Raw genomic sequence first — 14,884 nt, forward strand, 5'->3', positions numbered from 1 at the left:
AGAAACTGATTCGCTTTTAGAAAGACGGGGTAATAGAGCCTAGAAACACTCCCCCTTCAAAATTCGCCGTGATCCGATTTCGTTCCCCCGAGCGCGGATATATCACGGCGGATTTTTTTGTGTCTACATAACAAAAAGCACCCCTAAAACATTAACGCCACCAATAAGGCAGACCTTGAATGTTCTATGGAGTGCTCTATAAGACGAGCTTAAGCGTGTTTTTTGACACTGCTGCCGGACATGCTATCTACGGATTGAATAGCCGTAGGTGCTTTACGCAAGTATGCCATCCAATAGGCAGCTGCGACAAATATTGCTCCACCCGTTAGATTGCCGAGCCAGACGGGAACAAAGTTAGTGAAGTATTGCCCCCATGAATAATAACCTTCAAAAATAGCTGCTGGAATTAGGAACATGTTAGCTACAACGTGCTGGAATCCTATCGCAACAAAGGCCATCGTCGGGAACCAAATACCAAGGATTTTGCCGCTGAAGTTATCTGCTCCATAGGAGAGCCATACGGCCAGCGCAACGAGCCAGTTACAGCCGATACCCGAAACAAATGCCGGAAAGAATTCTGCATCGATTTTATGACCAGCCATATCCACCAATTTTTCTAAATACACACCCTCTGAAGTTAAACCCACCACATGACCGAAGAAATAAGCTACAAATAATGCCCCTGCCAGATTACTAATCGTAATGAGCAAAAGATTCTTCACAACTTCCCAGAAAGAAATCTTCTTAGCCATAAAAGCGAGCGGCACGGCCATCATATTCCCTGTCAGCAGTTCTCCACCTGCAAGGAGTACCATGATCAGCCCAACGGGGAAGACTGCGGCTCCGATAAAGTTAGCAATGGAACCCCATTCCTGTGGTGCGCCAGCAATGACGCGAATATCTAATAAAAACCCGAGCGCAATAAACGCTCCTCCCAAAAAGCCCAGAATAAGTACGGTACTTAGCGGATTATGAGCTTTTTTTATGCCGTTCTCTACAGTTACTTCGGCAATTTGCTGCGGTTTGCTATAAGCCATGGTTCCTATCCCCTTCATCTATTTACTTCAAATTTGTTCCTTTATGACCATTGTAGCGTGTCGTAAAATACATTAACGTGATAATTATCACTTTGAGAAAACTAAGTGAAAGTTTTCACTGACATGTCAAATTTACTGCGACCTGAGCACAAATAGAAGTTTGTGTATGACCGGCTAAGCCAGCATATCTTGTTTCGTTGGATTACATTTGAGCGTACGCAGCAGCTATCGGACACAGTTGTCCTTATATGCAGCTAGATCTCACAGTAGCTATACCTCACTGTAGTCATACCTCACTATAGTCATACTTCACTATCGGCATTCTATCGGACTCGGATGACTCTAATCGTAGCTTTTGAGCATATTTGGCCCACACCCGGACATCGGACTCAGTTGACCTTATACGTAGCTTTTAAGCACATTTGGCTCGCTATCGGACCCCATAGTCGCTATTGGCACCAAAAACACACTAGTTGTACCTCATTCTATGTAATAGCTGCACTGGAGTCCGAAATCACACTCAAAAGGCGATTATTTGCTAAATAGCTGCTTCTGAGTCCGAAAAATTCTGCAGAGGGCGATGATTCAGCACGATCGGACTCAGTTGACCCTAATCGCAACTTTCGAGCACATTTGGCTTGCCATCGGACCCCATGGTCGCTATTAGCACGAAAAACACACTAGTTTTACCTCGTTCTATGTAATAGCTGCACTGGAGTCCGAAATCACACTCAAAAGGCGATTAATTGCTAAATACCGGCTTCTGAGTCCGAAAGCTTCTGCGGGGGGCGATGACTCGGCACGATCGGACTCAGTTGACCCTATTCGTAGCTTTTGAGCACATTTGGCTCGCTATCGGACCCCATAGTCGCTATTAGCACCAAAAACACACTAGTTGTACCTCATTCTATGTAATAGCTGCACTGGAGTCCGAAATCACACTCAAACGGCGATTATTTGCTATATAGCGGCTTCTGAGTCCGAAAAATTCTGCAGAGGGCGATGATTCAGCACGATCGGACTCAGTTGACCTTATACGTAGCTTTTGAGCACATTTGGCTCGCTATCGGACCCCATAGTCGCTATTGGCACCAAAAACACACTAGTTTTACCTCGTTCTATGTAATAGCTGCACTGGAGTCCGAAAGCACACTCAAAAGGCGATTATTTGCTAAATAGCGGCTTCTGAGTCCGAAAGCATCTGCGGAGGGCGGTGACTCAGCACGATCGGACTCAGATGACCTTATACGTAGCTTTTGAGCACATTTGGCTCGCTATCGGACCCCATAGTCTCTATTGGCACCAAAAACACACTAGTTGCACCTCATTCTATGTAATAGCTGCACTGGAGTCCGAGACCACGCTCAAACGGCGATTATTTGCTATATAGCGGCTTCTGAGTCCGATAAATTCTGCGGAGGGCGGTGACTCAGCACGATCGGACTCAGTTGACCTTATACGTAGCTTTTGAGCACATTTGGCTCGCTATCGGACCCCATAGTCACTATTGGCACGAAAAACACACTAGTTGTACCTCATTCTATGTAATAGCTGCGTTGGAGTCCGAAACCACGCTCAAACGGCGATTATTTGCTATATAGCGGCTTCTGAGTCCGATAAATTCTGCGGAGGGCGATGACTCAGCACGATCGGACACAGTTGACCCTAGTCGTAACTTTCGAGCACATTTGGCTTGCTATCGGACCCCATGGTCGCTATTAGCACGAAAAACACACTAGTTGTAACTCATTCTATGTAATAGCTGCATTGGAGTCCGAAACCACGCTCAAAAGGTGATTAATTGCTATATAGCGGCTTATGAGTCCGATAAATTCTGCGGAGGGCGGTGACTCAGCACGATCGGACTCAGTTGACCTTATATGTAGCTTTTGAGCACATTTGGCTCGCTATAGGACCCCATAGTCGCTATTGGCACGAAAAACACACTAGTTGTACCTCATTCTATGTAATAGCTGCACTGGAGTCCGAAATCACACTCAAAAGGCGATTATTTGCTAAATAGCGGCTTCTGAGTCCGGAAAATTCTGAGGTGGGCGGTGACTCCGCACGATCGGACTCAGATGACCTTATACAGAGCTTTTGAGCAAATTTAGCTCGCTATCGGACCCCATGGTCGCTATTAGCACGAAAAACACACTAGTTGTAACTCATTCTATGTAATAGCTGCATTGGAGTCCGAAACCACGCTCAAACGGCGATTATTTGCTAATTAGCGGCTTCTGAGTCCGAAAGCTTCTGCGGAGGGCGATGACTCAGCACGATCGGACTCAGTTGACCTTATACAGAGCTCCTGAGTCCGGAAGCTTCTGCAGAAGGTGGTGACTCAGCACGATCGGACTCAGTTGACCCTAGTCGTAACTTTCGAGCACATTTGACTTACTACCATCACCGAAGCCATTGGATTGCATCTACCCAAGCAGCTATTCAGCACCTAACAAAAAAAAGCAGTGATCCTCCCGTAACAGGAGGATCACTGCTTCTCTAGCTTTACAAGGCTGTCTTATTCTTCGATAAATCACTCAGGAACAACGTCCCTTTTTAAACCGTTACAGCCTCTTTGCTTGGTACTGTTGTCGGCAGCGCTTGAAGACCTACTGTATTCAGGAAGTTCCAAGGTTTGTTGTAATGCGGTTGGAAGAAGAAATCGATAAAGGCTAGTTGGTCGATTGTCATATGATTTTGAATACATACAGACACTGTGTTGATCGATTGCGTCAGATCCATCTTGGACATAATTTGAGCCCCGAGAATACGGCGTGTGGCGCGATCAAACACTACTTTTAACTGAACCTGCTCAAAGGTGGGCATAAATTCCGGACGGTAGTTATCAATAATCATGGCGGTTTTTACGTCCATTCCTTCAGCCTTAGCTCCTTCTTCAGTAAGCCCTGTTGCAGCGATGTTGTCTTCATAAATCTTAATGCCCGAAGTCCCTTGTGTACCCATATAAGGAATGGTCTCTGTTACCAAGTTGCGTGCAACTAAGGTTCCCATCCGCACGGCATTGGTTGCCAGTGGGATATAGGCGTGTTTGCCTGTAGGGTTGTAATGAATGGCACAGCTGTCGCCAGCGGCATATACATCCGGGCAGCTAGTCTGCATATAGTTATTGACTACAATGGCACCATTAGGCAGCATATCGACTTGACCTTTTAAGAGTTCAGTATTAGGACGGAAACCAATGCAGAGAATGACCAGATCTGTCTCATGCTCACCTTTGCTTGTAATAACCTTTGTTACCTTACCGTCTTTGCCTGCAAAAGAGCTGACCTTCTCATTCAGTGCCAATTTAATCCCATGATCCTGAAAAGATTGTTCGATCGGTGCAGTAAATTCCTGGTCCAGATATTTACTCAGAATGCGATCTTCACCATCAATTAGTGTAACTTGCTTGCCATTCATTTGAAAAGCTTCCACCAGTTCAACGCCGATATATCCAGCGCCGACGACGGTGATTTTATTCGCTTGTTTAGCTTTTTCTATAATAGTGTTGGAATGATCATAGTTCTTGGAAAGTAAAATCCCCTCGAGTTCAAATCCTTCAAGCTTCGGCACAATCGGCCATGAACCTGTAGTCATAATCAGCTTATCGTAGGTGTCAGCGAACTCGTGGCCTGTCTCCAGATTGCGTACACGCAATGTTTTGGACTTCGTATCCACTGCAGTTACTTCATGACGCATATTGGTCTTTACGCCAAGCTCTGCAAGCTTTTCTGGTGAAGAATAGAATAGCCCCTCTGGGTCTTTAACCACTCCACCTACATACAAGGCAATCCCACAGGATAAGAAGGAAATATTATCATTACGCTCATATACAGTAATCTCGGCATCCGGGTAAAGTTGAGCAGTATTCAAAATTGCGGCGGTTCCGGCATGGGTACATCCAATGACAGCTACTTTCATTATTTCTTCCTCCTTCAAATGGACAATCGGGTTATATATTTGACTTGCATGACCGATCAATGATGGAATCTGATCAACAATGGGTTAGTTGTGATTTATTTCACTTTATAAACTGATTATATTGTGATATTTATCACATTACAAGTCTTTTTTACCTATATCCTCATATTGTTCACAATTTTAAGTTTTTTTCCGCCACTGCTGCCGAATGCGACTCCGTTAGCTTTGCCACGTGGGAGGTACATTATGATCCGCATTTGCAGGAATCCAAAGGAAGCATAAAAAAAGGCCTCCCCTCTAATACCAACAAGGAGAAGCCTTTGATTAAAACACTTTTACACCAAACCGTGAATCTCTCCGTCCTCATCCATCCATAGTCCCTCAGCGGCTGGCTTAGCTGGCAGACCTGGCATCGTAACGATATTGCCTGTAATAACTACCGCAAAACCTGCACCAAGCGAAAGGGTAATATCTCGGACACCAATCGTAAAGCCTTCCGGTGCTCCGAGGAGTCTAGGCTGGTCGGAGAAGGAATAAGGCGTCTTCGCCAAACATACTTGAAGATCATTTAGCCCAAGCCGCTCGATAACCGCCAGACTCCGCTTAGCCGCCGGGGAAAAATTCACTTCTGCCCCGCGGTAGATCTCATGGACAATTTTGTTGATTTTGGATGAAATGTCGAGATCCTTCTCATACAGAGGAGCAAACTGGCTCGGACCACTATTGTCCAAGAGCTTGTTCAGCTCAGAAGCCAGCTCCTGTCCACCTGCACTACCTTCCGCCCATACTTTTGAGATCGCAGCCGGCACGTTTAAATTGCGGCAGGCCTCCAGTACATCATTAATCTCGCCCTCACTGTCCCCTTCAAAATGATTTATGGCAACTAAAACAGGGACTCCAAATTTACCGAGATTCTCTACATGACGTTCTAAGTTCACCAATCCCGCGCGCAGCGCCGTCCGATTCTCGGTTAGAAGCTCGCCTTTAGGCACACCACCGTTATATTTTAAGGACTTAACAGTTACGACAAGAACAGCAGCAGAAGGGGTTAACCCGGCCTGTTGGCATTTGATATCCATGAATTTCTCTGCACCAAGATCCGCTCCGAAGCCTGCTTCGGTGACCACAACATCTCCCAGCTTAAGGGCATAACGAGTGCCAATAACACTGCTGCAGCCATGAGCGATATTCGCAAACGGCCCCCCGTGCACAATAACAGGCGTACCTTCCAGAGTCTGTACCAAGTTTGGCTTAACTGCTTCCTTAAGCAGCGCTGTCATCGCTTCAACGGCCCCGATTTGCTCGGCTGTTACCGGTTGTCCCTCTTGGTCATATCCAATCAGAATACGGTTTAAACGCTTCTTGAGATCAATAAGGTTATCGCATAAGCATAACACAGCCATAATCTCAGAAGCCGTTGTAATCTGAAAGCCACTTTCCCGTACCGCTCCATTTCCGTCCCCGAGCCCAGTCACAATACTGCGCAGGCTGCGGTCGTTCATATCCATGACACGTTTCCAAACGATACGCTGCGGATCCAGTCCCAGCTCATTGCCTTGGAAGATATGATTGTCAATCATTGCGGACAATAAATTATGCGCAGAAGTTACCGCATGAATGTCACCGGTAAAGTGCAAATTAATCTCATCAGCCGGAACAATCTGCGACTTCCCGCCGCCTGTTGCACCGCCCTTCATCCCTAAGCAAGGTCCAAGCGAGGGCTCACGTAAAGCAGCCACGGTCTTCACTCCTGCTGCATTCATTGCCTGCGCCAACCCGATGGTTGTTAAGGTCTTACCCTCGCCAGCAGGGGTCGGATTCACCGCAGTGACCAGAACCAGCTTGCCATCTGGCTTGTTTTTCATATCCTCCCATAAGGAAGGTGAGAGTTTGCTTTTATATTTGCCGTATAGTTCCAGATGCTGCTCGTCGATTCCTGCTTGTGCTGCTACCTCTGTAATTAACTTCATGCTTGTATAAAAACCTCCTGCCGTTATTATCCTGCTGTACTCCGCTTTTTTATGCATGTTCGCACAGTTGCTATATTCTCTTCAAAGGATACATCGTCTTTTTAAAGCGTCAAGTATAATTTATCACAATAAAAATTCAAGGCAATCTCCATTAATCCTTTAAAAAAAGAAAATCCCCGCGAGCATCGGTCGAAACCGAGTCGAAGGGATACTTGGAAGATCACTCTGCAACTGACCCCATAATGGATCTACAGTAGTGCCTCAATATGTTGTTTCATCGTTTCCGGCGATTCTTTGGGCTCCACACGAGCTACTACATTGCCGCTGCGATCAATAAGAAATTTGGTGAAATTCCAGCTAATGTCGCTGCTGTCTCCAGCACCAGGCTGCTGCTCCTTCAAATAATTGAAAAGCGGGCTGGCATCCGGTCCATTAACATCAACTTTGGCGAATACCGGAAAGGTAACTCCATAATTAATCTGACAGAATTCCTCAGCCTCTTCACTCGTACCTGGCTCCTGGCCCGCAAACTGGTTGCAGGGGAATCCTAATACTACAAGTCCTTGATCGCTATACTGTTCGTATAGTTTCTGAAGATCTCCATACTGTGGCGTAAGCCCGCACTTACTAGCCGTATTAGCAATCAGCAGCACCTTACCTTCATACTCCGCAAACGGCACTTCTTTACCCGAAGGTGTAACGCCGGCAAAATTGTAGATCGACATCTTTATTCCCCTTCCTTCCTTGTACTTAGACTACACTACGTATCTTACCCGAACTGTAAGGGAATGCAACTTCTGAACTTTTTTTATTGCCATAGAAAAAGCAGCCCTACAAATTTCATAGGACTGCCCTCTGCGTCTATGTTATTTCGATACCGGAATTGCGTCATAATATTCTTCCAACGTAATATCCTTCTCATTGATATAGGCAGCAATGTCCTTACCTACATAACGAATATGCCAAGGCTCGTACTTATATCCGGTAATGTCTTGCTTACCTTCAGGATATCTGATGATAAAACCATATTCCCCTACATGCTTGGCCAACCACTCGGCTTCCTTCGTCCCACCAAAACAGCTTTCAGCGGCACACTTGCCATCACTTCCCGAGACATCAATAGCCAGCCCGGTCTGATGCTCGCTATAGCCAGGGACTGCACTGTAAGTACGGGCTTTTTCTTCCCCATCTCTCTCCACATAACGGTTATACAAAGTCGTCTGGGTTGCCTGTGAGCGGTATGCAGAAACGCCTGCTAAATAAATCCCGTCTTCCTCTGCACCTGCGAACATCTTCTCCAAGGCTTTAGCGGCTTCGCTGCGCATCATACGCTTTTCGATTTTCTCTTTGAATGTAAATCGGACATCAGGATAGACAAGATCCGTTGGCTTATAATTATCAGGCAAACCGTACTGCTTATTTACCATCACTGTAATACTATCAGGCTCTGCAGATATAGGATCTGGAACACTACCTGCATTATCACCGCCTGATTCAGAGGGTTCAGTTGTATGGGTAGGTTCAGATGTGTTAGATGGATCTGGTGTATCCGATGGATCAGCTACTGCCGGGTCTGTAATCCCCCCTCCATCACTTTCCCCCGTATCCCCAGGCTCACCTTGAAGATTATCCCCCACATTTATATTTGAACCGTTACTCTCCGAAGCAGAAGGAGACGTGTACTTTCCTATTCCCCAACCGACAGCAATAACGACAATTAACAAGATTATAATTTTAAATTTTTTTGACATCTGTAAGTTCTTCCTCCTCGAAGCCGAACATTCTATTTATCTATTAGACAGGCTTTCTTTCATAAATGTTTCACTAAGAACCTAATTTAAAAATAAAAATCAATATGTTCCACGCTATAAAATAAAGGTTACCATAGGTCATTAGCTTCAGCGCTAACTACCCTATGGTAACAAGTTTCATCTATAAAACTCTACTAACTTTATCTGGAAGTGCCGCGACCGCCGCTTTTAAAGCCACCGGATCCATTGCTACGGCCACCGCGTGAAGATCCGCCGCCGCTGTTGCGGCCGCCTTTGCCAGCAGCGCCACCCTTGGCACCGGCGTATCCACCTTTGCTGCCTTTACCACCTTTGCCGCCTCTAGACGGGCCTGCACCGTAGCCGCTGCCTAAGCCGCCACGTGGAGTGCCTCCAGTGTAAGCACCGCCGTCCGCACCTCTAGCTACGTTCTCACTGTAGCCAGTGCTTGGTCCGCCCTTCCGGTTCGCACCGCGCGAACCGGCGCTAGGCGTTGCCGCGTTGCCGCTGGCAGACGCTTCGCCTCGGGAGGCGGAGGCGAAGGCGCCATAGCCGCCGCCTACTCGCACTACGCCGGCAGCCTTGCCGCCGCCCTTAGGAGCAGCAGCGTCATAGCCGCTGCCGCCACGCTTGCCCGCCGCCGCATCGGAACGACCGCGGCGACCTTCTGCAGGCGCGCCCCAGCCGCCTGCTTCTTTAGCGCGGCCACGGCCACCTTGCCGCGCTCCGCCTTCGCCGCGCGGAGCTCCGCCGCGGCCAGAGCCGCCGGTCTTCGGCCCGCGGCCCGTGCGCGCTGCTTCAGCGCCGCCGCTTTGGCGACCGCCGTGGCGTCCGCCGCCTTGCACAGGGATGAATTCGCCAACGCCGAATTCATCCTTCTCGTAACGGCGGCGATCCAACCGCTGCGAGATGCCATGCTCGATCAAATCCAGACCCTCTTGATCACGTGGAGATACGAAAGTAATTGCAAGCCCTTTGCCTCCAGCACGGCCAGTCCGGCCGATCCGGTGAATATAGCTATCCACATCAAGCGGCATATCATAGTTAAAGATGTGAGTAATACCTTCAACATCCAGACCCCGAGCTGCTACGTCTGTCGCTACAAGCAGCTGCAGCTTCGCATCACGGAATCTTTTCATCACGCCTTCACGTTTACCTTGGGACAAATCACCGTGCAGCTCGTCACATTCATAACCGGCTGCTTGCAGCGCTTCGTTCAAATTGGATACCCGTCGTTTCGTCCGGCAGAAAATAATAGCCAAGTAAGGACGATCCCGTTCAATGAGGGCTTTGAGCGCTTCTTCTTTATTACGGTCCGAGCATTCCACAACTTGCTGTTTGATATTATCCAGCGGAATCGGCGAACCACTCTTAATGATGATATCCAGTGGCTCTTTCATGTAATTAGCAGCGAGACGTTTAATCGGATCAGGCATTGTCGCGGAGAACAACATAGTCTGACGGCGATAAGGGACAGCCGTAATAATTGTCTCAACATCCTCCAAGAAGCCCATGTGCAGCATTTGATCGGCTTCGTCCAGAACGAGCATTTTTACGCCGCTAAGATCCAGCGTCTCCCGTCGCATATGATCCAAAAGTCTGCCCGGTGTACCGATGATAAGATGTCTGCCGCCTTCCAGCTTACGCAGTTGCTTCTCTACATCCTGACCACCGTAAACCGCCAATATTTTGATATCCGTGTGACGCGCCAGCTTGCGTGCCTCTTCTGTAATCTGCAAAGCCAGCTCACGTGTTGGAGCCATAATCAGCGCCTGAGGGTAAGCCCGCTCCGTATGGATCTTGTCCATAATTGGCAGCAAAAAGGCCAAAGTCTTCCCTGTACCTGTCTTCGCTCTAGCTATTACGTCCAAGCCCTGCACCAATGGCGGAATTGCTTCCTGTTGCACTGGCGTAGGCTTAACAATGCCTTGACTTTGAAGCAATGTACACAGTAATTCTGAAACTCCTAAATCTTTAAATCCCGGCAAATTCTCCACCTCACTATTTTCTCGGTTTAATTTGATTACATCTCTTTCTTAACTTCCGTCTTCAAAAGCCCTGTATGAGGCAGCCTGCATAGGCTATCCTGTTCTGGGGCATATGCTTCAGATTCAGCTATATTCAAACAAAAGCGGAAGAACACCGTCACCGGCATCCTTCCGTCCCATGTATCCCTTGACCCGTTAAAAGAGTGCGGTCAAAGTTCGGTTTCTGGGCAGCAGCGATCCACCGGACGTTAAGACGGCACTCCATTTGCGTTCCATTCCACTTTATACAATAGAAGTAAAGTTAAGCTTAGAAAGTTATCTTTTATATTGTACTTGATAGAAAGGCATTTGTGTGAAACTGCTGAAGAATAATTATTCAAATCCCTTAAGCTAGAACCTTCCCGATTTAAAAATCGCATAGATCAGCCACAAGAACATCAGAAGTGCCACTACGCTGCCAACCTCCACTGTAGGGAAATTCCATAACACTGAAGGCTGTCCACGCATCGCAGTACCAATAATGAGTCCTGTCATGATGATGCTAAACGCGAGCATCACAATACTGAAAGCTAAACGGTTACCTACCCGGTCCAGCTTACGCTCCAGATTCTGCATCTCAGGTGCCACAATCTCCACCTTTATCTTCCCCTTACTGATCAGCGCGGATAACTGCTTAGCCTGCCCAGGAAGCTCCAGCAGACTCTCTGTTAAGTCGGCTACGCCTCCCAGGAATTTACGCTGCAATCGACTGCCGCTAAAGCGCTGCTTCACAAGTTCCCGCCCAAAGGGTTCCGCCATCTCCAGAATACTGATGGTTGGATCTAAGTTGCTGATGACTCCCTCCAGCGTGAGCATTGTCTTCCCTAACATCGTCAAATCCGGCGGCAGCACTAAACGGTGTTTTCGCGCTATGCCGAACAGATCATTCAGGGCTTTGCCTATACTCATTTTGCTAAATGGAACATCATAATATTCATCCCGCAGCCGATCCATATCATCATGCAGCGCACTTCGATCAGCATCCTCAGGAATGACTCCAAGACGCAAAATTGCCCGGACCATTGCATCCGTATTTTTGCGCATTAGGGCGATAATAAGTGCAGACAGCTGCTCCTTCATCTCCTCATTCAGCCGACCCATCATGCCAAAATCAATCAAAGCCAGCTTTCCATCACCCATCCGTATAACATTGCCCGGATGAGGATCAGCATGGAAAAAACCATGAATGAAGATTTGTCTAAGCATCATCTCCACAAGTTGCTGTGCAATGGCTTTAAGCTTAACGCCTTTACTCAGCAACTCATCGCGACGACTCAGCGTTGTCCCTACCACATATTCCATCGTCAGCACTCGTGCTGACGTATAGTCCCAATAGATATCCGGGATGTACACTCCCTCATAATCCATCTGCTGATCGATTTTCTCTGCATTACGCCCCTCTTGGCTATAGTCCAGCTCGCCAAGCAGCGATTTCGAGAACTCCTCTACCATACGGCACAGCTGATATTGCCTCGCCCAGCTGAGCCGCTTTTCAGCAAGCGTGCTTAAATCTTTGAGAATTTCCAAATCCCTGCTCATCGTTCGCAGAATACCCGGACGTTGAACTTTAACAGCTACGACTTGTCCACTGTGAAGCACAGCCCTATGCACCTGACCAATGGATGCCGCAGCAAGTGGCGTATCCTCAAAAGAGTTAAAGATTTCATCCATATGCTGATCAAGTTCCTGCTCAATGATCGCGCGCACGCGGTCGACAGGAAAAGGAGGCACATTATCCTGTAGTTTTACCAATTCCTGAATAATAGAATCAGGCAGCAGATCTGAACGGGTACTGGCGAGTTGTCCCAGCTTAATAAAGGTTGGACCCAAATCCTCCAGCACCAGCCGAATCCGCTCCCCAAGCGTAAGGCTTGTGTGTGCTTCCTGCGTTACAAGACGACGTGGAAGGGATAGTAAGTGATAGAGCCCCAGCTCTTCCACCATATAGCCAAAACCATGGCGCATAAGCGCCATGGCGATTGCCCGGTAACGTCCGGCATGTCTAATGCGTACTGCCATTTAGTCCGAACGCGTTTCCGCCGATGTTCCCTCTAGATGGGAAATCCCCTCTAGCTCGGCCAACCGGCGCTCCAATACTGCAATTCGCCCTTCCAGCTCGGCAATATCGTTTTGTACAGGCACATTCATTTCCTTCAGCACGCGTTGTACTTGCTCTTGTACAGCAGACTTGAACATACCTCGTTCTTCCTCACCACGTTCAATCAACCGATCGACGAGAGCCCTAGATTCTGAAGGAGCAAGCTCCCCACGTTTCACTAGTTCTTCAACAACCTTCTCTACTTTTTCCTTACTGACAATGGTGAGGCCCACTCCTAAAGAGATCGCTTTTTTAAACAAATCACTCATGGCACTTTCCTCCCAAAGATTCCGTTTCATTACATAACGGAGTTTATGATTAAAGTATACCCCACTGTGTACGTATTTCAAAAAAAACACAACATTGCTTAGTTAGTGACCGGAATACGGGCAGCCCAAGTAGCCGCCTGTAGAATTAGTTTACGTAGTGCCGGATGACGGAAGGAGGGTTCATGATGACCAGGCATAAGGAATACTACTCGTCCTAAACCATAGCTATGGCACCATGCAGCTGGAATCCATTGCCCCTCAGATTCATATTGAAGCAGAATAGTCCGTTCTGTGAACGGGTCAAATTCAAAATGATAGGGCTCCTCATCCAATTGGAAATCTTCCACACCTTCGGTGATGTCATGCTCTAGCACTTTGAAGTTCAGGGGTTCGTAAGCTGTGTGTCCGTTAAATCGACCCCCGATTAGCTGTGCAAGCTCGTTACGTTTCGTCAGCGAAGCTCCCGTATGAAGAACAATGAGTCCGCCTCCTCCACTTACATAGCTGAGCAAACCAGCCGTTTGTTGAGGGGAGACTGTTTCGTTCCACAATTCATTGTAAGCAATACATAGGTCATAACTTGCTAAATGCTCAATGCGCATTAATTTTTTATTTTCTGAACATTGCACGGTTAATAAATCATTTAAGATCTCACTAATTTGTTGGTCCACTCCTTGAAGTGGATGAAACCGGGGATGGGTGTAATCACCAAGTAATAGACATTTTCTCTTGTCCATGGGATCCTCCTCCTTATTCGTTGTTATTATTCGTCACATGTTGCCTATATTCTAAGGAAAACTGCCGCGAATGTCCATGCAGATGGCAGGTATATTGCTCTTTGGGCTTATTTTTCCGGGTAAAAAAGCATCCCCGGCCATGATAACAGGCGGGAATGCTTCTGTGTGATAACGTCATTCGTGTAAAGCTGACGCAACTTGTGACTTAGCGATTCGCCGCCACATATTTGCCTAGCTCTACAATCATGCTTCCCATCCGTTCATGCTCAGGCATAATGATACGCTGTACGCCCTCTTCTTTAAGCGCCTCAGAGGTAATCCGCCCTACAGAAACAGCAAGCACTTTATCCTCAAAAGACTTCAGCATTTCTTCCAGCTTTCCCTGTTCCCGGGCAAATTGACAGAGGAAACGAAACTGTGGTGCACTCGTAAAAGCCACGGCATCAATTTTGCCTGATATGATTTCTAGAAGCAATCTTTCCAGTTCGCCCGGCTCAGGTGGGGTATGGCGATACGGCAGCACTTGGCGGGTAGTAGCCCCAGCCTCCTGCAGCCATGCAAGCATATGAGGAGCTGGATCGCCGTGCAGCTGAAGAACGACTTCTTTCCCCTGCAAATTCAGGGATTGAAGCCCACGAATCAATCCGATTGTACTTCCGTCGTCGTCACGAACCTCCGGCGTAAGTCCTCTTTTTTTCAAAGCATTCACTGTCTTATAACCCCGTGCGGCAATAATAGAACCAGAAAGTACTTCTAAGAAACGTTCTTCGATCCCCATTCGCTCAGCCATATCGAAGAGAGCATCAAGTCCCATCCCTGTAGTCAGGATCGCCAAGTAAGGAGGCTGATTGATCCATGCATTCAAACCTTCCTGCAATGCCTCATCATCTAGAAATACAGTCCCTTGAGCAGGTCGGCATACTGCCGTTCCCCCCATATTCTGAACCAGCTTGGCCATTTCTTCCGATTTGCGTGGACCCGCCAAGGCGACAGTGAACCCTTTTAATTGCTCTGCCATTTCCTATTATCTCTCCTCTCTCCATTGCCTAACCC

General features: G+C 47.5%; 10 protein-coding genes. All 10 read right to left on the minus strand.

Annotated elements, in window-relative coordinates; translation table 11 throughout:
- Positions 1-209: 209 nt before the first annotated feature.
- On the minus strand, positions 210-1,037 hold the full coding sequence (locus MHI25_RS29210; protein ID WP_036681949.1) for a formate/nitrite transporter family protein: 828 nt from the start codon (positions 1,035-1,037) through the stop codon (positions 210-212).
- Positions 1,038-3,596: 2,559 nt separating this feature from the next.
- Positions 3,597-4,961 carry an FAD-dependent oxidoreductase gene (locus MHI25_RS29215; protein WP_340394707.1) on the minus strand — a complete coding sequence of 455 codons (1,365 nt, stop codon included), beginning with the start codon at positions 4,959-4,961 and terminating at the stop codon, positions 3,597-3,599.
- A 335-nt stretch (positions 4,962-5,296) separates the two neighbouring features.
- On the minus strand, positions 5,297-6,931 hold the full coding sequence (locus MHI25_RS29220; RefSeq protein ID WP_076301455.1) for a formate--tetrahydrofolate ligase: 1,635 nt from the start codon (positions 6,929-6,931) through the stop codon (positions 5,297-5,299).
- A gap of 248 nt (positions 6,932-7,179) precedes the next feature.
- A complete protein-coding gene (locus tag MHI25_RS29225) occupies positions 7,180-7,656 on the minus strand; it encodes a glutathione peroxidase (RefSeq protein WP_339813016.1) in 477 nt (158 codons plus the stop codon).
- Between the two features lie 141 nt (positions 7,657-7,797).
- A complete protein-coding gene (locus MHI25_RS29230; protein ID WP_340394708.1) occupies positions 7,798-8,682 on the minus strand; it encodes a M15 family metallopeptidase in 885 nt (294 codons plus the stop codon).
- Positions 8,683-8,882: 200 nt separating this feature from the next.
- A complete protein-coding gene (locus MHI25_RS29235; protein ID WP_340394709.1) occupies positions 8,883-10,688 on the minus strand; it encodes a DEAD/DEAH box helicase in 1,806 nt (601 codons plus the stop codon).
- A gap of 390 nt (positions 10,689-11,078) precedes the next feature.
- Positions 11,079-12,746 carry an AarF/UbiB family protein gene (locus MHI25_RS29240; RefSeq protein ID WP_340394710.1) on the minus strand — a complete coding sequence of 556 codons (1,668 nt, stop codon included), beginning with the start codon at positions 12,744-12,746 and terminating at the stop codon, positions 11,079-11,081.
- Positions 12,747-13,094: a phasin family protein gene (locus MHI25_RS29245; RefSeq protein ID WP_036681962.1), complete on the minus strand. Its 348-nt coding sequence runs from the start codon at positions 13,092-13,094 to the stop codon at positions 12,747-12,749.
- Positions 13,095-13,192: 98 nt separating this feature from the next.
- Positions 13,193-13,831 (minus strand): ThuA domain-containing protein, encoded by a 639-nt coding sequence (locus MHI25_RS29250; protein ID WP_076123974.1) that lies wholly within the window; start codon positions 13,829-13,831, stop codon positions 13,193-13,195.
- Positions 13,832-14,036: 205 nt separating this feature from the next.
- The gene (locus MHI25_RS29255; RefSeq protein ID WP_339170288.1) at positions 14,037-14,849 is read right to left on the minus strand and encodes a uroporphyrinogen-III synthase; all 813 of its coding nucleotides are present in this window, start codon (positions 14,847-14,849) and stop codon (positions 14,037-14,039) included.
- Positions 14,850-14,884 lie beyond the last annotated feature (35 nt).

Origin of the sequence: Paenibacillus sp. FSL E2-0177 (assembly GCF_037992975.1) — a bacterium.
In the GTDB taxonomy this organism is placed as follows: Bacteria; Bacillota; Bacilli; order Paenibacillales; family Paenibacillaceae; genus Paenibacillus_AQ; species Paenibacillus_AQ odorifer.

What these genes read in the sequence shown, in the direction of transcription:
- MHI25_RS29240 (WP_340394710.1), bottom strand. Translation starts at nt 12,746, where the DNA reads ATGGCAGTACGCATTAGACATGCCGGACGTTACCGGGCAATCGCCATG.
- MHI25_RS29255 (WP_339170288.1), bottom strand. Translation starts at nt 14,849, where the DNA reads ATGGCAGAGCAATTAAAAGGGTTCACTGTCGCCTTGGCGGGTCCACGC.
- MHI25_RS29210 (WP_036681949.1), bottom strand. Translation starts at nt 1,037, where the DNA reads ATGGCTTATAGCAAACCGCAGCAAATTGCCGAAGTAACTGTAGAGAAC.
- MHI25_RS29225 (WP_339813016.1), bottom strand. Translation starts at nt 7,656, where the DNA reads ATGTCGATCTACAATTTTGCCGGCGTTACACCTTCGGGTAAAGAAGTG.
- MHI25_RS29215 (WP_340394707.1), bottom strand. Translation starts at nt 4,961, where the DNA reads ATGAAAGTAGCTGTCATTGGATGTACCCATGCCGGAACCGCCGCAATT.
- MHI25_RS29220 (WP_076301455.1), bottom strand. Translation starts at nt 6,931, where the DNA reads ATGAAGTTAATTACAGAGGTAGCAGCACAAGCAGGAATCGACGAGCAG.
- MHI25_RS29230 (WP_340394708.1), bottom strand. Translation starts at nt 8,682, where the DNA reads ATGTCAAAAAAATTTAAAATTATAATCTTGTTAATTGTCGTTATTGCT.
- MHI25_RS29245 (WP_036681962.1), bottom strand. Translation starts at nt 13,094, where the DNA reads ATGAGTGATTTGTTTAAAAAAGCGATCTCTTTAGGAGTGGGCCTCACC.
- MHI25_RS29250 (WP_076123974.1), bottom strand. Translation starts at nt 13,831, where the DNA reads ATGGACAAGAGAAAATGTCTATTACTTGGTGATTACACCCATCCCCGG.